General features: G+C 60.3%; 19 protein-coding genes. 11 read left to right on the top strand and 8 right to left on the bottom strand.

Annotation, left to right across the window (positions count from 1 at the left end; genetic code table 11):
* Window positions 1-15: 15 nt before the first annotated feature.
* From pncB to Q2T52_RS00705, 6 genes are all read right to left on the bottom strand, one after another.
* Window positions 16-1,323, bottom strand: coding sequence for a nicotinate phosphoribosyltransferase (gene pncB, locus Q2T52_RS00730; protein WP_302074772.1), 1,308 nt, complete (start codon window positions 1,321-1,323; stop codon window positions 16-18).
* A gap of 133 nt (window positions 1,324-1,456) precedes the next feature.
* Entirely contained in the window at window positions 1,457-1,744 is a 288-nt protein-coding gene (locus Q2T52_RS00725; RefSeq protein WP_302074771.1) for a PH domain-containing protein, read from the bottom strand.
* 92 nt (window positions 1,745-1,836) lie between these two features.
* Window positions 1,837-3,474 carry an ABC transporter ATP-binding protein gene (locus Q2T52_RS00720; RefSeq protein WP_302074770.1) on the bottom strand — a complete coding sequence of 546 codons (1,638 nt, stop codon included), beginning with the start codon at window positions 3,472-3,474 and terminating at the stop codon, window positions 1,837-1,839.
* Window positions 3,471-4,625 (bottom strand): ABC transporter permease, encoded by a 1,155-nt coding sequence (locus tag Q2T52_RS00715; RefSeq protein ID WP_302074769.1) that lies wholly within the window; start codon window positions 4,623-4,625, stop codon window positions 3,471-3,473. Before Q2T52_RS00715 ends, Q2T52_RS00720 begins: the two co-directional genes overlap by 4 nt.
* Window positions 4,625-5,701 carry a microcin C ABC transporter permease YejB gene (locus tag Q2T52_RS00710; RefSeq protein WP_302074768.1) on the bottom strand — a complete coding sequence of 359 codons (1,077 nt, stop codon included), beginning with the start codon at window positions 5,699-5,701 and terminating at the stop codon, window positions 4,625-4,627. Before Q2T52_RS00710 ends, Q2T52_RS00715 begins: the two co-directional genes overlap by 1 nt.
* Before the next feature lie 149 nt (window positions 5,702-5,850).
* Window positions 5,851-7,680 (bottom strand): extracellular solute-binding protein, encoded by a 1,830-nt coding sequence (locus tag Q2T52_RS00705; RefSeq protein WP_302074767.1) that lies wholly within the window; start codon window positions 7,678-7,680, stop codon window positions 5,851-5,853.
* 212 nt (window positions 7,681-7,892) lie between these two features.
* Here Q2T52_RS00705 and mepA point away from each other — a divergent pair, with 212 nt between their 5' ends.
* The 8 genes from mepA to Q2T52_RS00665 all read left to right on the top strand — a co-directional run bounded on the left by mepA (window position 7,893) and on the right by Q2T52_RS00665 (window position 15,521).
* On the top strand, window positions 7,893-8,888 hold the full coding sequence (mepA, locus tag Q2T52_RS00700) for a penicillin-insensitive murein endopeptidase (protein ID WP_302074766.1): 996 nt from the start codon (window positions 7,893-7,895) through the stop codon (window positions 8,886-8,888).
* 123 nt (window positions 8,889-9,011) lie between these two features.
* Window positions 9,012-9,392, top strand: coding sequence for a methylglyoxal synthase (locus tag Q2T52_RS00695; RefSeq protein WP_302074765.1), 381 nt, complete (start codon window positions 9,012-9,014; stop codon window positions 9,390-9,392).
* A 21-nt stretch (window positions 9,393-9,413) separates the two neighbouring features.
* Complete coding sequence (locus tag Q2T52_RS00690; RefSeq protein ID WP_302074764.1) at window positions 9,414-10,436, top strand: glucokinase; 1,023 nt, start codon at window positions 9,414-9,416, stop codon at window positions 10,434-10,436.
* A gap of 122 nt (window positions 10,437-10,558) precedes the next feature.
* A complete protein-coding gene (locus Q2T52_RS00685; RefSeq protein ID WP_302074763.1) occupies window positions 10,559-12,334 on the top strand; it encodes an ABC transporter ATP-binding protein in 1,776 nt (591 codons plus the stop codon).
* 45 nt (window positions 12,335-12,379) lie between these two features.
* Window positions 12,380-13,201, top strand: a complete 822-nt coding sequence (gene dapB, locus Q2T52_RS00680) for a 4-hydroxy-tetrahydrodipicolinate reductase (protein WP_302075987.1) — start codon at window positions 12,380-12,382, stop codon at window positions 13,199-13,201.
* A gap of 18 nt (window positions 13,202-13,219) precedes the next feature.
* Complete coding sequence (locus Q2T52_RS00675; protein ID WP_302074762.1) at window positions 13,220-13,855, top strand: 2,3-bisphosphoglycerate-dependent phosphoglycerate mutase; 636 nt, start codon at window positions 13,220-13,222, stop codon at window positions 13,853-13,855.
* A gap of 544 nt (window positions 13,856-14,399) precedes the next feature.
* On the top strand, window positions 14,400-15,092 hold the full coding sequence (locus Q2T52_RS00670) for a DUF1045 domain-containing protein (protein WP_302074761.1): 693 nt from the start codon (window positions 14,400-14,402) through the stop codon (window positions 15,090-15,092).
* A gap of 138 nt (window positions 15,093-15,230) precedes the next feature.
* Window positions 15,231-15,521 carry a hypothetical protein gene (locus Q2T52_RS00665; RefSeq protein WP_302074760.1) on the top strand — a complete coding sequence of 97 codons (291 nt, stop codon included), beginning with the start codon at window positions 15,231-15,233 and terminating at the stop codon, window positions 15,519-15,521.
* An 8-nt stretch (window positions 15,522-15,529) separates the two neighbouring features.
* On the opposite strand, the gene polA is transcribed toward Q2T52_RS00665, so the two are convergent.
* Window positions 15,530-18,505 (bottom strand): DNA polymerase I, encoded by a 2,976-nt coding sequence (gene polA / locus Q2T52_RS00660; protein WP_302074759.1) that lies wholly within the window; start codon window positions 18,503-18,505, stop codon window positions 15,530-15,532.
* Window positions 18,506-18,649: 144 nt separating this feature from the next.
* Between polA and Q2T52_RS00655 the strand changes: the two genes are divergently transcribed.
* The 3 genes from Q2T52_RS00655 (at window position 18,650) to Q2T52_RS00645 (ending at window position 21,298) form a co-directional block, all read left to right on the top strand.
* Complete coding sequence (locus Q2T52_RS00655; protein ID WP_302074758.1) at window positions 18,650-19,054, top strand: hypothetical protein; 405 nt, start codon at window positions 18,650-18,652, stop codon at window positions 19,052-19,054.
* A 343-nt stretch (window positions 19,055-19,397) separates the two neighbouring features.
* Window positions 19,398-19,835 (top strand): MarR family winged helix-turn-helix transcriptional regulator, encoded by a 438-nt coding sequence (locus tag Q2T52_RS00650; RefSeq protein ID WP_302074757.1) that lies wholly within the window; start codon window positions 19,398-19,400, stop codon window positions 19,833-19,835.
* A gap of 80 nt (window positions 19,836-19,915) precedes the next feature.
* The gene (locus tag Q2T52_RS00645) at window positions 19,916-21,298 is read left to right on the top strand and encodes a dipeptidase (RefSeq protein ID WP_302074756.1); all 1,383 of its coding nucleotides are present in this window, start codon (window positions 19,916-19,918) and stop codon (window positions 21,296-21,298) included.
* Between the two features lie 373 nt (window positions 21,299-21,671).
* Here the strand turns inward: Q2T52_RS00645 and Q2T52_RS00640 are convergent, their stop codons facing one another.
* A complete protein-coding gene (locus tag Q2T52_RS00640; protein WP_302074755.1) occupies window positions 21,672-21,881 on the bottom strand; it encodes a cold-shock protein in 210 nt (69 codons plus the stop codon).
* Window positions 21,882-22,101 lie beyond the last annotated feature (220 nt).

Below are 22,101 nucleotides of genomic sequence, written 5' to 3'. Positions count from 1 at the left end.
TCTCCGCCTGTCTCCTTACACAAAGACCGCCTGCTCGACCCGGTCTTCCTGGCCAAAGACACGCAGGTAACGGTCGACTTCAGACGGTTCCCCTGTCGCCTTCATCGGATTGTCCGAAAGTTTCACGGCCGGTCTTCCGTTTGCTTCGCTGACCTTGCAGACAATCGAGATCGGATTCAGTCCCTGTAGTTCACGAGGCGCGCAGCCCGCGAAGTCATTGGTGAGGTTCGTGCCCCAGCCAAAGCTCATGCGCACCCGCCCCTCGAAGTGCTTGTAAGTTTCAACAATCGCATCGACATCGAGACCGTCGGAGAAGATCAAGAGCTTCTCGCGCGGATCCCGGCCCATCTTCTTCCACCACGCAACGATCTTCTCGCCACCCTCAATGGGTGGCGCGCTGTCTGGACGGAACCCCGTCCAGTCGGCGACCCATTCCGGCGCGTCGCGCAGGAAAGATGCCGTACCGAAGGCATCCGGCAACACGATCAGAAGATTGCCGCCATAGAGGCGGTTCCAGTCCTTCAAGACTTGATAGGGGGCTGCCCGCAATTGCTGATCGGAACTGGCGAGGGCTGCCAGCACCATTGGCAGTTCATGCGCATTGGTACCAACGGCTTCCAGATCGGAATCCATGGCGAGCAGCACGTTGCTGGTGCCTGTAAAGCGTTGGCCAATGCCTTCCTTCAGCGCTTCAACGCACCAGCGCTGCCAGAGAAAACTGTGGCGGCGGCGCGTGCCGAAATCGGAAATGCGTAGGCCCGGCAATTGGCGCAGGCGCTCGACCTTTTCCCACATCTTCGCCTTGGCGCGGGCGTAAAGCACATCCAGCGTGAAGGGACCGAGCGACTTCAGCGCCGCACGGGAGCGCAGTTCGTTGACGATCGCAAGTGCCGGGATTTCCCACATGGTGGTATCCACCCAGCGGCCATGGAAGGTCAGCTCATACTGGCCGTCCTTTTTGGAAAGCTCGTATTCCGGTAGGCGGTAATTGGCGAGCCAGGCCAAAAATTCCGGCTCGAAGATCTGCGCCTTGCCGTAAAAGCTATTACCCGCCAGCCAGATCATTTCCTTCTTGGAAAGCTGCACAGTGCGTGCATGATCCAGTTGGTCGCGCAGCTCCTTCTCGTCGATCACCTCTGCGAGCCTGACACTCTTCGTGCGATTGATGACGGAAAACGTGGCATCGACATCCGGATAGAGCTTCCAGATCATCTGCAGCATCAGCAGTTTGTAGAAGTCCGTATCGATCAGGCTGCGGATGATGGGATCGAGCTTCCAGGTGTGATTGTAGACCCGGCTGGCAATATCGGTCTTCGTGGTCATGTCTGCCCCTGCCCGCCTCCCGCGGCGGGCCCTCACTGGAAGAGAGGCATCGGACGACAACCTCCGGCAACGTTATGGGAAAAAGCGCCGGGGAAGTCCAGACATGCAAGGATCAAATCGATTGATATGACCCTCAGGGGTTCGACGACGGCTGGCGATCCGGATTGGCGGGCGCCGCAGTGCTGGCTGCCGGAGGCTTGGACGTCTGATCCGCTGGCGGCTCGGTCGATTGGCCCCACCACTCGGCACCGGCCCAGGCGACCATCGCCAGAACGATGCCGGCGATAAGCACCACTAGTACCGGCGATCCGCGACGCCCCTGCCGGGCTTCGGTGGGTGTCAAAGGGGCTTCGACATTACCAGGCAGCGGAATTTGACCTTGGGGCCGTGTTCCCTCTTCGGGCTTGTAGTGGCTATTCATCGCCTTCTCCTCTTCGCGGCCTACTGCCGCGCATGCGACAAACCGATGTCTGCCGAACGGATGAGGAGACCGGAGGTTCCGGACGATCAGTTCTACTGACTGACCGCCTCCGAACGAACGGCCTGGATATTGAAGGCGGCGGCCATCAGGGCCTTGGTGTAGTCATTCTGCGGCGAGGCAAAGATCTGCTCGGACGGCCCCTCTTCCATCACCTTGCCGGAGCGCATCACGATGACATGGTTGGCGAGCGCCTTCACCACCTTCAGGTCATGGCTGATGAAGAGATAGGCGAGATCATGCTTCTGCTGCAAGTCCCGCAGCAGGTCCACCACCTGCGCCTGCACGGTCATGTCCAGCGCCGACGTCGGCTCGTCCAGCATGACGAAGCGTGGCTTCAGCACCATGGCGCGGGCAATGGCAATGCGCTGTCGCTGGCCGCCGGAAAACTCATGCGGGTAGCGCCAACGGGTGGCGGGGTCGAGCCCCACTTCCTCGAGCGCCCAGGCCACCTGCCGGTCGCGCTCATCGGCACTCAGGTTTTTCTGGTGGACCTTCAAGCCTTCGGCGATGATTTCGCCAACCGACATGCGGGGGCTGAGCGATCCATACGGGTCCTGGAAAACCACCTGCAGCCGGCTGCGCAGCGGCAGCATATCCTTGAAACTATAGGCGTTGATATCCTTGCCGATGAAGCTGATCCGCCCCCGCGAGGAGATGAGACGCGCCAGGGCGAGACCCAGCGTCGTCTTGCCTGAGCCGGACTCGCCGACGATGCCGACTGTTTCGCCCGCGCGCAGCGTCACGTCGACGCCATCCACCGCCTTCACATGATCCACGACTCGGCGCAGGAAGCCCGCCTTGATGGGAAACCAGACGCGTAGATCCTTGCCTTCCATTATCACGGGACGTGTCGGGTCGATGGTCGGCGGTTCACCACGCGGCTCCGATTCCAGCAGGTGGCGGGTATAGGCGTGCTGGGGCGCGGTAAACACCGTTTCCACCGGGCCGCTCTCGACGATCTTGCCCTTGGTCATCACGCAGACGCGGTCGGCAAAGCGGCGCACGATGCCGAGGTCATGGGTGATGAACAGGATCGACATGCCGTATTCGCGCTGCAGCTTCTTCAAAAGCTCCAGGATCTGCGCCTGTACCGTCACATCCAGCGCCGTGGTCGGTTCATCCGCGATCAAAAGCTTGGGACGGTTTGCGAGCGCCATGGCAATCATCACGCGCTGGCGCTGCCCGCCGGAAAGCTCATGCGGATAAGCTTTCAAGCGCTTTTCCGGCTCGCGGATACCGACCTGGTTCAACAGTTCCAGAACACGCGCACGCGCCGTATCCCCCACCATGCCCTGATGCAGTTCAAGGATCTCGGTGATCTGCCCCTCAATCGTGTGGAGCGGATTAAGCGAGGTCATCGGCTCCTGAAAGATCATGGTGATGTCATCACCCCGCACGGCGCGCAGTTCCGCCTCGCTCGCTTTCAGCATGTCCTTGCCCGAAAACAGGATCTCGCCGGAGGGGTGGCTGGCGGAGGGATAGGGCAGGAGCCGCAGGATGGAGGCGGCCGTCACCGACTTGCCGGAGCCGGATTCACCGACGAGCGCCATCACTTCGCCGGACTGGATATCGAAGGAGACCCGGTCAACGGCTGTCGAGGTGTTGCCGCCTTGGTGAAAGGCAACCGAGAGATCGCGGACGGAGAGAAGCGGTTCAGTCATGGCACTCACCGGAACGCCTTTCTGGGGTCGAAGGCATCACGTACGGCCTCCCCGATGAAGATCAGCAGCGAGAGCATGATCGACATGGTGAAAAATGCGGTGAGGCCAAGCCACGGCGCCTGAAGGTTGTTCTTGCCCTGCGCGATCATTTCACCCAGCGACGGCGAGCCGGGCGGCATGCCGAAGCCGAGGAAATCGAGCGAGGTAAGCGTCGCGATCGATCCGGACAGGATGAAGGGCAGGAAGGTCAGCGTCGCTACCATGGCATTCGGAAGCAGGTGGCGGAACATGATTGTCCAGTTGCCGACGCCGAGCGCACGCGCCGCCCGCACATATTCGAAATTGCGCGCCCGCAGGAATTCCGCGCGCACAACATGCACGAAGCCCACCCATTCGAACAGCAGCATGATGCCGAGCAGCACGAAGAAGCCGGGCGGCAGGATGGCTGCAATGATGAGCAGGATGTAGAGAACCGGCATGGACGACCAGATCTCGATGAAACGCTGCATCAGGAGATCGGTCCAGCCGCCGAAATAGCCCTGGATGGCACCAGCCGTGACACCGATGATGGCCGAGCAGATGGTGAGCGCCAGGCCAAACAGCACGGAAATGCGGAAACCATAGATCAACCGCGCCGTGACATCACGCGCCTGGTCGTCGGTGCCGAGCCAGTTCAGGTTGCCGAGCGTGCAGTTCGGATCGGCATCCCCTTGCGGATAGGCCTTGCAGCGCTCCTCCTTCGGCATCAGCCAGAAGGGCGCTGTCGGTGCCGAATGGGGAATGTTGGAGTTGACAGTCTGATAGGAATAGCGGATCGGCGGCCAGATCATCCAGCCATTGGCGTTGATTTCCTGCTGGATGAACTCCGAGCGGTAATCGGTGGTCGCCAGAAAGCCGCCGAACTTTTCTTCCGGATAGGTGACGAGCACCGGATAGAGCATCTCGCCCTTGTAGGAGACGAGAATCGGCTTGTCATTGGCAATGAACTCGGCCGAGAGGCTGAGGACAAACAGGACGAGAAAGATCCAGAAGGCCCAGAAGCCGCGCCGGTTCGCCTTGAAGTTCTGCCAACGGCGAAGGCTGGTGGGCGAAAGCCACGGGCGCTTTGGCGGCGCCAAGGCAATATCCTGCCGCTCTGTGGTGGTGGAGGAATGGCTCATCACACCTCCCTCTTTTCAAAATCGATGCGCGGATCGATCCAGGTATAGATCAGATCCGAAATCAGGCCGACGAACAGGCCTATCAGCGAGAAGATAAAGAGTGTGCCGAAGACGATCGGGTAATCGCGGTTGACGACCGAGAGGTAGCCGAGCCGACCCAGCCCATCCAGCGAAAAGATGTTTTCAATCAGCAGCGAGCCGGTGAAGAAGGCCGAGATGAACGAGCCCGGAAAGCCGGCAATCACGATCAGCATGGCATTGCGGAACACATGGCCGTAGAGCACGCGTCGCTCGCTCAAGCCCTTGGCACGGGCGGTGATGACATACTGCTTCTTGATCTCGTCGATGAAGGAGTTCTTCGTCAGCAACGTCGTGGTGGCAAAGGCAGAGAGCGAAAGCGCGATCAGCGGCAGCGTCAGGTGCCAGAAATAGTCGGTGATCTTCTGCCACCACGGAAGCTCGCTCCAATTGTCGGAGACAAGCCCGCGTAAGGGGAACCAGTCGAGGAAGGAGCCGCCTGCAAACAGCACGATCAGCAGGATGCCGAACAGGAAGCTCGGCACCGCATAGCCGATGATGATGACGCCTGACGTCCAGACATCGAAGGTGGAGCCGTCGCTGACCGCCTTCTTGATGCCGAGCGGAATGGAGATCATGTAGGAGACGAGCAGGATCCAGAGGCCGAGCGAGATGGAGACCGGCATCTTCTGCTTGATGAGATCGATCACCGCCGTGTTGCGGAAGAAGCTCTCGCCGAAATCGAAGCGGATGTAATTGCCCATCATTTCCAGAAAGCGGGTCAGTGGCGGCTTGTCGAAGCCGAACTGCTTTTCGAGCTTCTTGATCAGTTCCGGGTCCAGCCCCTGCGCGCCGCGATAGCGCCCTTCTTCGGCGCCGCCGCGCCCGGCATCGCCGCCGCCGCCCAGCCGATCGCCGTTGTCGGAGCCTTGGATCTGCGAGATCACCTGCTCGACCGGTCCGCCCGGCGCGAACTGAACGACAAGGAAGGAGATCCCCATGATGCCGACAATGGTCGGGATCATGAGCAGAAGGCGACGCAGAATATAAGCGCCCATCAGCAGGCTCCGCCCTGGCCCTTGGAGGAGGCCGTGATCTCGGTTCTGGTCAAAATGTCACTCTCTCCGGATCTCTTGTCGAGAATCAGCATGTCCGTTGATTTGGACTATCAAACATAGATGGCGCAAGGATCTTGAGCCGGTCTTGCCTATTTGGCCCACCAGATCGTCGGGAAGCCGATGCCATAGGTTGGCAGCCTTTCCGGATGCGTGATGGTGTTCCAATAGGCAATCTTCGCTTCACCCGAATAAAAGAGCGGGACCACAAAGTTATTGGCCAGCAACACCCGGTCGAGTGCGTGGATGGCAGCCACCTGTTCCTCTCGAGTGGGGGCCGAGGTTACCATGCGGACCAGTTCATCGACCGCCGGATCGGCAATGCCGGCGTAATTCTTGGAGCCGTTCTGGCTAGCAGCCGCAGAACCCCAATAGGTCGCCTGCTCATTACCGGGGTTCATGGTCTGCGCCCAGACAACCCAGATCATGTCGAAATCAAATGTGCGGATACGATTGATATATTGCGAGGCATCCACCACGCGCAGCCGCGCGTCGATACCGATCTTCTTCATGCTGGCGATATACGGCGAAATCGTTCGCTCGAAGGAGGGACTATTGACCAGAATTTCGAAAGAGAGGGGCTTGCCAGTCTTGGCATTGACCATCTGGTTGCCCTTCAGGTCCCAGCCGGCCTCCTTCAAAAGGCCAATAGCCGTTTTCAGGTTGTCGCGGACCTTGGTCGCGTCACCACCGACAGGGTTGGTATAGGGCGTCGTAAACACCCGCGACGGAACCTTGTCCTTCAGACCCTGCAATATCTCCAGTTCGCGGCCTTGCGGCAGGCCGGAAGAGGCAAGCTCCGTGCCCCAGAAGAAGCTATCGACGCGCTTCAAGCCGCCATAGGCGAGATCGCGATTGAGCGTTTCAAAATCCAGCGCATAGTTCAGCGCCTCGCGAACGCGGGAATCCTTGAACTGATCGCGGCGCATGTTGGGCACCATGGCCTGCATGATTCCTGTCGCCTTGAACGGATTGCTGAGCGCCTCGCGGATCACGCGGCCTTCCTTGACGGCGGCAAAGTCATAACGCGTCGCCCAGCGGCTGGCGCTGTTTTCCTGCGCATAATCCACGCTGCCCGAACGGAAGGCTTCAAACTCCACGTCCTTATCCGTGAAGTAGGTGTAGCTGATCACCTTGAAATTGTTCTGGCCGCGATTGATCGGCAGATCCTTGCCCCAATAATCATCCCGCAATTCGTAGCGTAGCGTGGAGCCGGCCTGAAAGCTCGCGATTTTGTACGGGCCGGAGCCGAGCGGCGGTTCGAGGCCAGATTTGGAGATGTCACGCTGGCTGCCCTTGGCATCCTTGCCCTCGTACCAGTGCTTGGGCAGGATCGGGAAATCACCAACGATCGCCGGCAGTTCCTTGTTGTTCTTCTCGTCGAACTTAAAGGTCACCTCACGCTCGCCCGTCTTTTCCGCCGAGGTGACATGGCGGTAGTAATTTGCCAGCTGCGTGCTGTTGGCCTTGGCGCTGTTGAAGCTGAACACCACGTCCTCTGGCGTCACCGGCTGGCCATCCGCCCATTTGGCTTCTGGCCGAAGACGGAAGGAGACGGACGACATGTCCTCCGGATAGGAGATTGCTTCCGCGAGAAGTCCATAGGAGACAGAGACTTCATCTTCCGAGGATTTCATCAGCGTGTCGAAGATCAGCCCGACGCCGGCTGCCGGATTGCCCTTATCCACCAGCGGGTTGAAGCTGTCGAAGGTGCCTTCCTCGGAAAGGCGGAGCTCTCCTTTTTTCGGCGCCTGCAGGTTCACGTAAGGCAGGTTTTGGAAGTCCGGCGGAAGTTTTGGCGTTTCGAGGACCGAGACCGCATGCCGCCAGACCTGCTCTTCGGCTTTTGCCGTGATCGGTGAAAGGCTTGCGCCCAGAGCCGTAACAATCACCAAACCGTTGCGCAGATGCTCTCGCAGCATTCAGCTCCCCTTTCTGTCGAAATCCATTTCATCAGCAGCATAGGGCAAAGTGCGTCAAAATACAGTCGCCTCTCCTCACAAGGCTTTTATCTGGCTTGCCATTCTCTTGCCGTCATTGTCCGTGGAGGTTCAACAGCGGGCCAAATCACGCTAGATTCGCGAGACAGAATCGCGCTGGCGAATGGCGTCTCATACAGGTGAACCGGAAGTCGATGGCAACAATTCTCTCCTCGGCGGGCAAGCGGCTCGCATTCCTGACCGGGCTCGGCGCGCTTGTCGCCTCGGCGGCGCTTGGCGCCGATCAACCGGCGAAGCAGGCCTTCGGCGCCGTTTCCCTGCCAAGCGCGGGCGCGCCGACGCCTGTTGGATTTTACGCCAAGGGTTGTCTTTCCGGCGGCGTTCCACTTGCCGATGATGGCCCGCACTGGCAATCGATGCGCCTGTCGCGCAATCGCCATTGGGGCATGCCGCAGACGGTTGCCATGCTGAAGCGTCTTTCTAATGATGCCGACAAGCTAGGCTGGGGCGAAGGTATCCTCGTGGGGGATATGTCTCAGCCGCGCGGCGGCCCGATGTCATCAGGCCATGCCTCGCACCAGATCGGCCTCGATGTAGACGTATGGTTCACGCCCATGCCGAAGAAGCGGCTGACCCCGCAGGAGCGTGAAACATTCCCCTTCACCTCCATGCTGGACAAGAGCAAGTTCCTGACGGTCGATGAGCATCGCTGGTCGAAGACGGCAGCCAAGCTTGTCATGACGGCGGCGAGCTATCCGGATGTCGAACGCATCTTCGTCAACCCCGCCATCAAGAAGAAGCTCTGCGAGACCTGGACGGGCGACCGTTCGGTGCTGGGCAAGGTGCGGCCCATGTATGGCCATGACGAGCATTTTCATATCCGCCTGACCTGCCCGCCCGGCATGGCCAGCTGCAAGGCGCAGGCACCGGTTGCGGCAGGAGATGGTTGCGACAAATCTCTCGCCTGGTGGTTTACGCCCGAACCCTGGGCCAAGCCGAAGAAGGACCCGAACGCGCCACCGCCCAAGCCGCCGCGCCCGATGATGGTGTCCGATATGCCCAAGGCCTGCAGCGCGCTTCTTTCGGCACCGGCGGCACCGGGCGCCCGTGCGCAGGGTGTTTCCACGACGCCCGTTTCCAAGGCGACAAGCAGTGCCGAAGAGGAAGCGGGCGACCAGCCGATGCAATGAGATTTCCGCAAGGTTCTATGCGGCACATCTTCATTGAAAACGATATAAATCGGTTTCATGCCTTTCCTTGGGTGGCGAACTCGGTATAGAAATCGCCGCAGTTACGTGGGAGCGGGAGGGACCATGTCCGCTGAGGAAAAGCCGTGCATCGCGCTGATTGCGCATGACCAGAAGAAGGCCGAGATGGCGGAATTCGCCAAACGGCACGAAGTCGCCCTTTCTCGTTTTCGCATTGTGGCGACGGGCACCACCGGCGGTCGCGTGCTGGAGGCTTCCCCTGGCCTTGATGTCACGCGGCTGAAGAGTGGCCCGCTGGGCGGCGACCAGCAGATCGGCGCGATGATTGCGACGGGAGAGGTGAGCATGCTGATCTTCTTTACCGACCCGCTGACACCCCTGCCGCATGATGTGGACGTGAAAGCGCTTACCCGACTTGCCACCGTTTATGATATCCCCATGGCGCTGAACCGCGCGACGGCGGAAAAGCTTATCGATTTCCAGTAATTGACCCTTTTGGAGCGCCCCATGGCATCTGCGTTTGGCACTGAGACGCTGGCCTTCCCCATTCTCATCGGCGATATCGGCGGCACCAATGCCCGCTTCTGGATTCTGCCCGACGCCGTGGCCGAGCCTCAGCAGTTCCCGAACGTGCAGACGGCCGATTTCTCCAGCATCGACGCCGCAATCCAGACCGATGTGCTGGCGAAGACCGATCTTCGTCCGCGCTCTGCGATTCTTGCGATTGCCGGGCCGATCGAAGGCGATGAGATCCCGCTGACCAATTGCGATTGGGTGGTGCGCCCGAAACAGTTGATTGCCGAATCCGGCTTCGAACATGTCATCGTCATCAATGATTTCGAGGCACAGGCACTGGCCGTTGCCTCCATGCCGGAGCAATTCCGGGAGCCGCTGGGGCCTTCGACGGAGCCGCTCATTGCCTCCCGCGTCGTGCTGGGCCCCGGCACGGGCCTAGGGGTAGCAGGGCTGATCCATGCACGCGACACCTGGTTTCCGGTTCCGGGCGAAGGTGGCCATGTGGATCTCGGCCCCCGTACAGAGCGCGACTACCAGATCTTTCCGCATGTGGAGAAGCTCGATGGCCGCATTTCCGGCGAGCAGATTCTTTGCGGGCGCGGCCTCGTAAACCTCTACCGCGCCATCTGCGCGGCGGACGGGGTGGAGCCGCTTTATGCGCAGCCCGCCGATATCACCGCACATGGCCTGACGGGTGAAGATGCCCGCGCGGCCGAGACCATAAGCCTGTTCGTCACCTATCTTGGACGCGTGGCAGGCGACATGGCGCTGACCTTCATGTCGAAGGGCGGCGTCTTCCTGGCAGGTGGCATTTCCCAGCGCATCATAGCCGCGTTGAAGAAACCGGAATTTCGCGCCGCCTTTGAAGACAAGGCACCGCATCAGGCACTCATGCGCCACATCCCCACCTTCGTCGTCACCCATCCGCAGGCAGCCTTGGCGGGTCTTGCCGATTTTGCCCGCAAGCCCAGCCATTACGGCATTGCGACAGAAGGCCGTCACTGGAAGCGGTGAACCCTGCAGGACCGGAATGCAACAGCTGACGTGAATCTGTTCCCGGCGCTAGCCAAAGCCGACGCGACTGGTTAAACCGCCTGCGCACGGCATGAGGCCGGTCAAGATATGGGATCGTCTTATTGGAAGCAGTCAAGCAACGGAAGCGGCAGGTCGATTCAGGCACGGTTGCCGGCGTCCTGAAGCGGGTCATCGCGGAAAACGGCCGTGACCACGTCAAGGGCTACGTGATTGCCATTTCCTGTCTTGTCGCGGTGGCACTTTCGACAGCGTTCACCGCCTGGATCATGGAATCGGTCGTGAACGAAGCCTTCGCCAACAAGCGGGCTGATCTCGTCTGGATGATCTGCGGCTCCATTCTGGTTGCCTTCATCATCCGCGGTTTCGCTTCCTATGGCGAAGCGGTGACGCTCTCCAAGATCGGCAACAATATCGTCGCCGTCTATCAGCGCCGACTTTACGATCATTTGATGACGCTGTCGGTGGGCTTTTACAACGAAGCGCGCTCGGCGCATCTCGCAGCCCAGATCAGCCAGAACGTCAATGGCATCAGAGACGTCCTGAACCTGACCGTGACCTCCACGGCGCGCGACCTGCTGACGTTGATCTCTCTCATCGCGGTCATGGTGAGCAAGGACTGGATACTGTCGTTGATCGTGTTCTTCGTCGCGCCGCCGCTTCTCTATGCGCTGCGTTACGTGTCGAAGCGCCTGCGCAGCGCCACGAAGGAATCCGTTGAGTTCAACAGCCATGTCGTCGGCGCGATGCAGGAAACCATCCAGGGGATTGCCATCGTCAAGGCCTTCACCATGGAGCAGTCGCTGAGCCGCAAGGTGAACGGCATCATCGACGCTGCCGAAAACCGCGCCAACCGCATCGCACGCCTGACGGAGCGCACGGCACCGCTGACAGAAACCTTCGCGGGCGTCGCAATTTCCAGCGTACTGGCCTATGCGGCTTTCCGCTCGATCTACAGCAACGTTCCGCCCGGCGCCTTCTTCTCCTTCGTGACGGCGCTGCTGATGGCCTATGATCCGGCGCGTCGGCTTGCCCGTCTGCAGGTGCAGCTGGAACGCGCCGTCGTCAATGCCCGCATGATCTATGAGCTTCTGGACCTGCAGCCGCAGCAGCGGGAACGCGCCGATGCCAAGGATCTTGTCGTTACTGATGCCAAGATTGAGCTCGAAAATGTCAGCTTCCGCTATGGCAATGGTGATGAGATCCTGAAGGGCGTCAATCTCATGGCCGAGGGCGGCAAGACCACCGCGCTTGTGGGGCCTTCCGGTGCCGGCAAGTCGACGATCATTTCGCTTCTGCCGCGCTTCTACGATCCGGCGGAAGGCCGCATCCTGATCGACGGACAGGATATTTCGCATGTCACCAAGGCGTCGCTGCGCCATCACCTCGCTTACGTCTCGCAGCAGCCCTACCTTTTCGAAGGCTCGATCCGCGACAACATCCGCTACGGGCGCCCGGAGGCGACCGACACGGAGGTGGAGGAAGCGGCAAAGCTTGCCTATGCCCATGATTTCATCCTGGCGCAGCCGCAAGGCTATGACACGCCGGTTGGCGAAAACGGCGTGACACTGTCAGGTGGCCAGCGGCAGCGGCTTTCCATTGCCCGTGCGCTGGTGCGCAACGCACCGATCCTGCTCCTGGACGAAGCGACATCCGCCCTGGACAACGAATCGGAAGCTGCCGTGCAGAAGGCGCTGGAAACCGCCATGCGCGGACGCACCGTCGTGGTTGTCGCGCACCGCCTCTCCACCATCGTCAAGGCGGACAAGATTGTCGTGATGAATGAGGGCCGCGTGGCGGAGGAAGGGTCGCACGAAGCCCTTGCACAGCGTCCGGACGGGCTTTACGCTCGCCTCAACAACCTTCAGAAACCCATCTGAAATCCTGCTGTCGAGACGGAGCCAATTTCCCGCATGCCAACTTCCCTGAATGATACCGATATGAAGCTGGTGGTCGTGGGTGCCGCCGGGCGCATGGGCCAGACGCTGATCCGCATCATCCAGGAAACGCCGGGCGCAAAACTGCATGCGGCAGTGGAACGAGCAGGCTCCACATTTATCGGCAAAGACGCGGGCGAAATCGCCGGTGCTGGCTTCATCGGCGTGCCTGTCACGGATGATCCGCTGCAGGCCTTCCTGCATGCGGAAGGCGTCATCGACTTCACCTCGCCCGCCGGCACTGTCGAATTTGCGGGGCTGGCCGCGCAAGCGCGTATCGTGCATGTGGTCGGCACCACCGGATGCTCTGAAGAGGACAATGCCAAGATCGAAGCGGCTGGTCGGCATGCGCGTGTCGTCAAGTCAGGCAATATGAGCCTGGGCGTCAACCTGCTCAGCGTTCTTGCGGAGCAGGCAGCGCGGGCACTTCCGGTCAGCAACTGGGATATCGAGGTGCTGGAAATGCACCACAAACACAAGGTGGATGCTCCCTCCGGCACGGCGCTTCTGTTGGGCGAAGCCGCCGCCAAGGGGCGCGGCATCGACCTCAAGAGTCAGTCGGTGCGCACGCGGGATGGCCATACCGGCGCTCGTCCGCAAGGCGCGATCGGCTTTGCGACGCTGCGCGGCGGCTCCGTCGTTGGCGAGCACTCCGTCATCCTCGCTGGCGAAGGCGAATTGGTGACGCTGTCGCACAGTGCCCTGGACCGCTCGATCTTCGCGCGTGGCGCGGTTGCCGCAGCGCTCTGGGCGCGCGACAAGAAGCCCGGTTTCTATTCGATGCTCGACGTTCTCGGGCTGAATGCTTGATTTGATTTGGAGGAAATTATGAGCGGAACCCTCGTCCTCGTTCGCCACGGCCAGAGCGACTGGAACCTGAAGAACCTTTTCACCGGCTGGAAGGACCCTGATCTGACCGAACTCGGCGTGCAGGAAGCGACCGCTGGCGGTGAGGCACTCGCTGCCACCGGCATCAAGTTCGACATCGCGTTTACATCCGAACTGAAGCGGGCGCAGAACACCTGCCGCATCGTTCTGGAAAAGGTTGGTCAGCCGAACCTCGAAACCATTCGCGACCTCGCCCTCAACGAGCGTGATTACGGTGATCTCTCCGGCCTCAACAAGGATGATGCGCGCGCCAAGTGGGGCGAAGAGCAGGTGCATATCTGGCGCCGCTCCTACGACATTCCGCCTCCGGGTGGCGAATCCCTGCGTGATACCGGCGCGCGTGTCTGGCCGTATTATCTCACGGAAATTTTGCCGCGCGTGCTGAAGGGCCAGACGGTTCTGGTTGCCGCTCACGGCAATTCGCTACGTTCGCTCGTCATGGTTCTGGATCGCCTTTCCAAGGAAGAGATCCTGAAGCTGAACCTCGCGACGGGCGTGCCGATGGTCTACAAGCTCAACGCCGACTCGACGGTCGCCTCCAAGGAAGTCTTGGGCGACATGTCCGGCGCGCACTGAGCGCCTTGCCTCTTCTCATCAGCGCCGCCTCCGGGCGGCGTTTTGCTGTCAGCGATTGTACCAATAGGCACTGGCAACGGCGCTGGCTGTAAGAACCGACAGAAATGTTGCGATCAGAACTGTGGTCGTAACCATGGATTTTCTCCTTCTGTTCGAAAAGAGAATGCAGGAAAACGCCTGTGGTTCCTTGTACAGACATGCTGTCGTCATTGCGCGCGGCTAGAGCCTATCAAGGTTAAATGGAAACGGTTCTGTTGGCTCAGGCGGGGTCATATGCGAGGAGCGCGGCGCGCGTCGTAGCCAAAGCATACGGCCAAGCCGCTCGACAAAGCAGATGACCCGCCTCAGCCAACCCAATGGGCCGGATCATTTTCCGCCATTATCTGCGGCTTTCGTCTCGACCGTACCGGGAGGTATGTCCTTCGCCGAAAGCCTTGATCCTGACGAAAAATGTTTCCGGCAGAACAATTTCATTTAGCCCTGATAGGCTCTAACGCAAACTGCTGACCACCCGTCTTCTCACCCTTCCGATTCGAGGTTTTCCATGCGCTACGCCGTCTATTTCACGCCACCGCAGGATGATGCGCTGACGAAGGCGGCGGCGGCCTGGCTGGGGCGCGATGCCTTTACCGGTGAGACATTGGCACCTCCCGCAGTGCCTGATCTGACCTTGGAAGCATGGCGGATGCTGGTGGCCGAACCCGCCCGCTACGGTTTCCATGCAACCTTGAAAGCGCCCTTCTCACTGGCGCCGGGCCGCACCGAGGAAGAGCTTGTGGCCGCCTTCGATTCCTTTGTTGCCGCCACACCCGCAACCGTCATTCCGGAGCTGACCCTATCCAGCCTCGGCGCCTTCTTTGCGCTCACCCCCGGAGAAGACTCGGCAGCAATCGATGACCTGGCCGCCAAGATCGTCCGTTACTTCGAGATCTTCCGCGCGCCGCTGTCGCCGGAAGATATCGCCCGGCGCAATCCGGACAAGCTGACCGAGCGCAAGCGCGCCCATCTGGAGCGGTGGGGCTATCCTTCAGTCTTCGAAGACTTCCGCTTTCACATGACCCTGACCGGCCAGGTACCGCCGGAAGATCAAGAGCAGGTTCGCGATATCCTCTCCCCCCGCTTTGCCGATTTCACCGGCCGTCCGCTGCCGATTTCCCATCTTGGCCTGTTTGCTGAGCCGGAACGCGGAGCGCCTTTCACAGTTATGAAGGTGGCATTGCTTGGCGGCGCTTCATAACGACAGATCGTCCCGCCCTCGCCTCGGATCCCATAGAAAAAACTTCTATCGTCCTTGGAGGGAAATTTGATCTATCTCGCTTTAAAGTGGATCGTTTCGCGCTAAGTGATCTCGAACCGCTCGAACAGAGGAGAGAACATGGCGGACGCATACAGAAGCGATGGTCACGCGGCAGATGTTCTATCTGAGCTGGAAGCGCGCATGGTGGCGCTGGAAATCATTTCCATGACGGCATTGGCCATGGCGCTCGATACGTCCGAAAACGGTGATCCGCGTCAGGCGCGCGGTATTGCCCAGTTGATCAGCGAAACCGTTGGCCAGCGGTGTCAGGAGCTCGGCCTGGCGGAAGACGCCCGGCTTTCCGCCCTGCGCTATACCGAGCAGCTTCTTGGAACCGCCCTTGCCTCACTCTATCCGGGACAGCATTGACCTTCAGGTCAATGCGCCTCGTCCCAGTTCGAGGCCGCGCGCGCATCCACCTTCAATGGAACTCGCATAGCAATGGCCGGCATGGTCGCATGCTCCATCGTCTTGACGATGACAGGCATGGCGGCGTCGATCGCATCCTCTTCCACTTCAAAGATCAATTCGTCATGAACCTGCAGCAGCATGCGGACCCGCTCTTGTAGTCCTGCGGCGGCAAGCGCAGGCTCGATCTGAACCATGGCACGGCGGATGACATCGGCCGCCGACCCCTGAATGGGCGCGTTGATGGCGGCACGTTCGTTGAAGGCGCGCACGGAGGGATTGGACGACTTGATCTCGGGGTAATGCGCGCGCCGGCCAAAAATGGTTTCCACATAGCCATGCTCGCGCGCAAAGGCCTTGGTGCTTTCCATGTAATCGCGGATGCCGGGGAAGCGTTCGAAATACTTCTTGATGTAATCACCCGCTTCCGAGCGCTCGATGGACAATTGGTTCGCGAGACCAAAGGCCGAAATGCCGTAGATGATGCCGAAGTTGATCGCCTTGGCGCGGCGGCGTACCTCGCCCGGCATGCCTTCGACCGGTACGCCGAACATCTCCGAGGCCGTCATCGCATGAATATCCACGCCGTCGGCAAAGGCTTGGCGCAGCTGCGGAATATCAGCCACATGCGCCAGCACACGCAGTTCGATCTGGCTGTAGTCGGCAGACAGCAGCTTGTGGCCGGGCGTTGAGATGAAGGCGGTGCGGATCTTGCGCCCCTCGGCATTGCGCACGGGAATGTTCTGCAGGTTCGGCTCGGAGGAGGAAAGCCGGCCCGTGGTGGTCGATGCCAGCGAATAGCAGGTGTGAATGCGCTTGGTCTGCGGATGCACATAGGATGGCAGCGCATCCGTATAGGTGCTCTTCAGCTTGGTCAGCTGGCGCCAGTCGACGATCTTGCGCGGCAGTTCCGCGCCTTGCGCGGCCAGATCTTCCAGCACCTGCGCCGAGGTAGACCATTGGCCGGTCTTGGTCTTGGAGCCGCCCGGCAGGTTCATCTTGCCGAACAGGATGTCGCCCAGCTGCTTCGGCGAACCAATGTTGAAGCGCTCACCCGCCAGCTGATAGATCTCGTCTTCGAAACCTGCTGCCTTCTGGGCAAGTTCGCCGGAGAGGCGCGAGAGGATCTGCCGGTCGATGGTGATGCCGCGCTCCTCCATATGGGCGAGAACGGGCACCAGCGGGCGCTCCAGCCGCTCATAGACGCGTGTCAGACCTTCGGCAGCAAGCCGGGGCTTCAGCACCAGCCAGAGGCGCAGCGTGACATCGGCATCCTCGGCGGCGTAGGCCGTCGCCTTTTCGATATCCACGAGATCGAAGGTTACCTGCGATTTGCCCGAACCCGCCACATCCTTGTAAGGGATCGGCGTGTGGCCGAGCCAGCGTTCGGACAGGGCATCCATGCCGTGATTGCCGGCACCGGCCTCCAGCACATAGGAAATCAGCATCGTGTCGTCGAAGCTCTGCATGGTGACCCCATGCCGCTTCATCACGAGGTAATCATATTTCAGGTTCTGCGCGACCTTCAGCACCGAAGGGTCTTCCAGCAGATCCTTCAGCGCGGCAAGCGCATCCGCCATCGGGATCTGGCCCTCGACCAATCCGCCGCCCAAGAGATCGCCATGGCCGGATTGATGCGCCAGCGGCACATAGGCCGCCATGATCTCGGTCGAATCCGGCCCCTTGGAATTGTCCTGGATGGCGAGCGACACGCCGACCAGATCCGCCAGCATGGGATCGACAGCAGTCGTTTCCGTATCGAAGCCGACAAGACCGGTATCCTTCGCCGCAGCGATCCAGGTCTTTAGCGTATCAAGATCGCGGATGGTGAGGTAACGGGAGCGGTCGATTTCCTTGCCGGCAAAGGCTTCCAGCCGGCGCGCCGCGAGTTCCGCCGCCTTGGCCCTCTCGGCGGAGGCTTTTGCGGCAGGCGCAGCGGCAGGCGCCAGCGGCGCCTCGCTGGCAGGGTGTTCGGCACCGGGATCGAGATCCGGCCCATGCGCTGCCGTGCCCCACTCCACCAGCACTTCCGCCGGTTCGATGGCACTTGCATCGCAATCGCAGGCTTCCGCCACGCGGCGGGTCAGCGTGCCGAATTCCATAGCCTTCAGGAAGCCGAGCAGCTTCGGTCCGTCCTGCTTTTCTAGAACCAGCGCATCCAGCGGCAGGTCCAGCGGCACATCGGTACGCAACTCAACAAGCTTGCGGGACAGCCGCGCCATGTCCGCGTTGGCAACGATGTTCTCCCGGCGCTTCACCTGCTTGATCTCGTCGGCGCGCGCCAAAAGCGTGTCGAGATCGCCGAATTCTTCCAGCAGCTGAGCCGCTGTCTTTGGACCGATGCCTGGAATGCCGGGCACGTTATCGACGGAATCGCCGACCAGCGCCTGCAGGTCGATCATCTTTTCCGGCGGCACGCCCCACTTCTCGATAACATCGGGGATGCCGATCTGCTTGTCCTTCATGCTGTCATACATGTGGACGTTTGGCGTCACCAGCTGCATCAGGTCCTTGTCGGAGGAAATGATCGTCACGTCGGCACCGATCGCCTCCGCCGCACGGGCATACGTTGCGATGATGTCATCAGCCTCAAAGCCTTCGGTCTCGATGCATGGCAGGTTGAAGGCGCGCGTTGCCTGGCGGATCAGGCCGAACTGCGGCACCAGTTCTTCCGGCGGCGCTGAGCGGTTTGCCTTGTAGGCGTCATAGAGATCCTTGCGGAAGGTCTTCGACGAATAGTCGAAGATGACCGCGAAATGCGTGGGCGTCACACCGACATTGGTGTCGCGGGCATTGGTCAGAAGCTTCCACAGCATGTTGCAGAAGCCGGACACTGCTCCGACGGGCAAGCCGTCGGATTTGCGCGTCAGCGCCGGGAGCGCGTGGAAGGCACGGAAGATGAAACCGGACCCGTCGACAAGGAAGAGGTGATCGCCTTTTTTCATGAAAGGATGGATAGCGCGACCGGCAGGAAAGGTCCATCACAACCGGCTCTTCACCCCTGAAAATGCAAGGTGGTAGCGGATCGAGGTCGGGAATAGGCTGCCAGCCATATTGAAAATCACAATGCCACTCTTTGGAGGCTGGCCATGCCAAGAGTTCGCTTATCGACAGCCTTTTTGACATCCATCGGCCTGGCGGCGTTTGTCGGCGTCATCGGATATTTTCACCAAGTTCCCACCTGGCTACTCCTTCCCAAGGTGATGTTCGCGCCTGTCTTTGTACTCGCCTCCCTTGGGCTGGATCAGCTTTTTCCCGCTGAGGAAGCGATATCGCGCTCCTGGTCAAAGGAACTCGCAAGGTATCTTGCGAATGGCTTCCTGCTGGCAAGCTTTGTTCTCATCACCGTTACGACGAAACCAGACGCAACGCTGATAGACATGTTAGAGACGCTGGCAGTCTTTTTGGCGGTTTATGTGCCTACAATGGCAGCTCTCTTCTGGCGCCAACACGGTCGTTCAAAAACCCCTCACCACAACGTTACCGACATGTAATCGGCTCTTTCCTTGAAAAGCCGGAGTCGCCCCCACATCTCTTGGTCACCGGCGATTGATTACGCCGCAGCCTGACAGTCGGCTCGTCCCCCGCCGCATCAGGCCGGACAAAGGTCTATCCCCCTCTCCGGGCCTTTGTCCCCCCATTGAGCCGCCACGGTTGTCCCTCCCGACCGTGGCGGTTTCTTTTGGAGCTTGCCTCTTCCCAGCCGCAGGCGTGAAAGATACCGTGCTATGCAATCGGCGAGCCTGATGTGATTCGTAGGATGCCGAGCCTGCCGCAAACCGCGGCGGAAGACAGCAGCATGCCATGTTTTCCTGCATGACCCGAAGGATGCCCTTCATGGCCTTCGAACGTTCCGATTCGGCGCTTTATCTTGCCAACCAGCTTGCCAAGAGCCTTTCACGCTCGCTGCAACGGCGCGCCTCTGCGCTTGGCTTTTCACCCGGACAATTTCCCGTATTGCAGGCACTCTGGCAGGAAGACGGATTGACGCAACGCCAGTTGCTGGACCGGATGGATGTGGAGCAGGCAACGCTTGCGAACACTTTGGCCCGCATGGAACGGGACGGGCTGATTTCCCGCACGCCGCATCCCAGCGACCGGCGCGCCCAGATCGTTGCCCTCACGCGCCGGGGCCGGGAATTGCAGGAACTGGCGATGACGGCCGCCGCCCAGGCAGATGAAGAGATCTTCCACGGCTTTCGCCGCTTCGAGCGGGAGCTGCTGAAGGAATATATGCGCATGGCGATTGCCAACGGGCGGAAGCTGGAAAAATAGGCCGTCTCTTCGGGTTTTCTTTGCCGGATATCCGAAATAGGGTGCTGACAGCCCATGCATTCGACAGCAGGAATATCCGCATGACCGATCTCTCCCCTATCCTCGCGAAAGCCGACGCGAACCTCAATGCCAGCCTGGAACGGCTGTTCGATCTCGTCCGCATTCCCTCGATCTCCACAGACCCGGCTTACAAGGCCGACTGCCGCAAAGCGGCCGAATGGCTGGTGAAAGCACTGACGGATTTGGGCTTCACCGCCTCCGTCCGTGACACGCCCGGCCATCCCATGGTCGTCGCCCATCACGATGCCGATCGGGCCGATGCGCCGCACGTGCTGTTCTACGGCCATTACGATGTTCAGCCGGTAGATCCGCTTGAGCTTTGGGAAAACGATCCCTTCGCGCCCGCCATCAAGGAACTGGAGGGCGGTCGTAAGATCATCACCGGCCGCGGCACATCCGATGACAAGGGTCAGCTCCTGACCTTCCTGGAAGCCTGCCGCGCCTATAAGGATGTGAAGGGCTCGCTGCCGGTCAAGATCACCATCCTGTTCGAAGGCGAAGAGGAGTCTGGCTCGCCATCGCTGAAGCCGTTCCTGGAAGCCAATGCGGCGGAATTGAAGGCGGAATACGCCCTCGTCTGCGACACCAGCATGTGGGATACCGAGACGCCTGCGATCGCGGCAACGCTACGCGGCCTCGTGGGTGAGGAAATCACGGTTCATGCGGCCGATCGCGATCTGCATTCCGGCCTGTTCGGCGGTGCCGCCGCCAACCCGATCCATATCCTGACGACCGCGTTGGCGGGTCTGCGCGACGAGACCGGTCGCATCACACTACCGGGCTTCTATGACGGCGTGGAAGAAACACCTGAGAACATCAAGGCCAGCTGGGCGACGCTTGGCCGCGACGCGAAAAGCTTCCTGGGTGAAGTTGGCCTCTCCGAACCGTCAGGTGAAAAGGGACGCTCGGTTCTGGAACTGACCTGGGCACGCCCGACCTGCGAAGTGAACGGCATCTGGGGCGGCTATACGGGCGAAGGCTTCAAGACTGTCATTGCCGCCAAGGCCTCCGCGAAAATCTCCTTCCGCCTGGTCGGCGAGCAGGACCCGGCCAAGATCCGCGATAGCTTCCGCGCCTATATCCGCTCCAAGATCCCGGCGGATTGCTCGGTCGAGTTCCACGAGCATGGCGGCTCGCCGGCCATTCAGCTCGCCTATGACTCGCCGGTTCTCACAAAGGCCAAGGCTGCCCTTTCGGACGAATGGCCGAAGGCCGCCGTCGTCGTCGGCATGGGCGGCTCCATCCCAATCGTCGGCGACTTCCAGACCTATCTCGGCATGGATTCGCTTCTCGTGGGCTATGGCCTGATCGACGACCGCATCCATTCCCCCAACGAGAAGTATGACCTTCAGTCCTTCCACAAGGGCATCCGGTCCTGGATCCGAATTCTCGACGCGCTGTGATCCGGCAGCCAAGGCGGCTTGCCCAGCGCAAGCCGCTTTCTGTTTTCTGTCCGAACGAAAAGCCAAAAACGCAAAAAGGCCGGGCAAGCCCGACCTTTCCCACCCCTCATGCATCGCGCCAGTACATCCGTGGTCACAGGCATCAAGGGGTTGCATATCGTGAGTAAAGCAGGATCCGCTTTAACAGCATGACCTCATCATCCCTGCACTTGGTTAACATTCCGTTAACGGCATCAACCTGAAGTGCGGGATGGCGCGGCGATTTACGCCGCTGGATCTTCACGACATGCGCTTGATCCGAAAATGGGAAGGGCGCCCCGCGATTGCAAGGGCGCCCTCCAAAATTGTTCTCTCGAAAGAGGGGGGGGCCGAATCAGGCGGCCTGCAGATGGTCTGCGGAAACGCGGCCCGAGCGCTTGTCGGTCACCAGTTCGTACTCAACCTTCTGGCCGTCGGACAGGCCGGTGAGGCCAGCACGCTGAACGGCAGAGATGTGAACGAAAACGTCCTGAGCGCCATCATCCGGCTGGATGAAGCCAAAACCCTTGGTCGCATTGAACCACTTTACGGTACCAGTTGCCATAACGATGCCTTTCCTTCGCAACGTGTATCTTTGAGCCGTCCCTGACGGGAAAGCTCGGTGGTCGTATTTGAAGAAAGGTCGTCTTTGCGCCTTGGCGCGTAGTCCCGCTTGTCAAACAAATATCGATGCGAAGGAGGTAGAGGGAGGCCCTCTGGATGTCAAGGCGCAGCCGGAGAGCGGCTGAGACCATGCTCAGTTTCGCATAGATGAAGAGAACAAG

It is taken from the genome of Rhizobium oryzicola, assembly GCF_030504645.1.
Classification (GTDB): domain Bacteria; phylum Pseudomonadota; class Alphaproteobacteria; order Rhizobiales; family Rhizobiaceae; genus Neorhizobium; species Neorhizobium oryzicola.
Note: the sequence above shows the minus strand (reverse complement) of the source record. Positions and strands in the feature narration are given on the sequence as shown.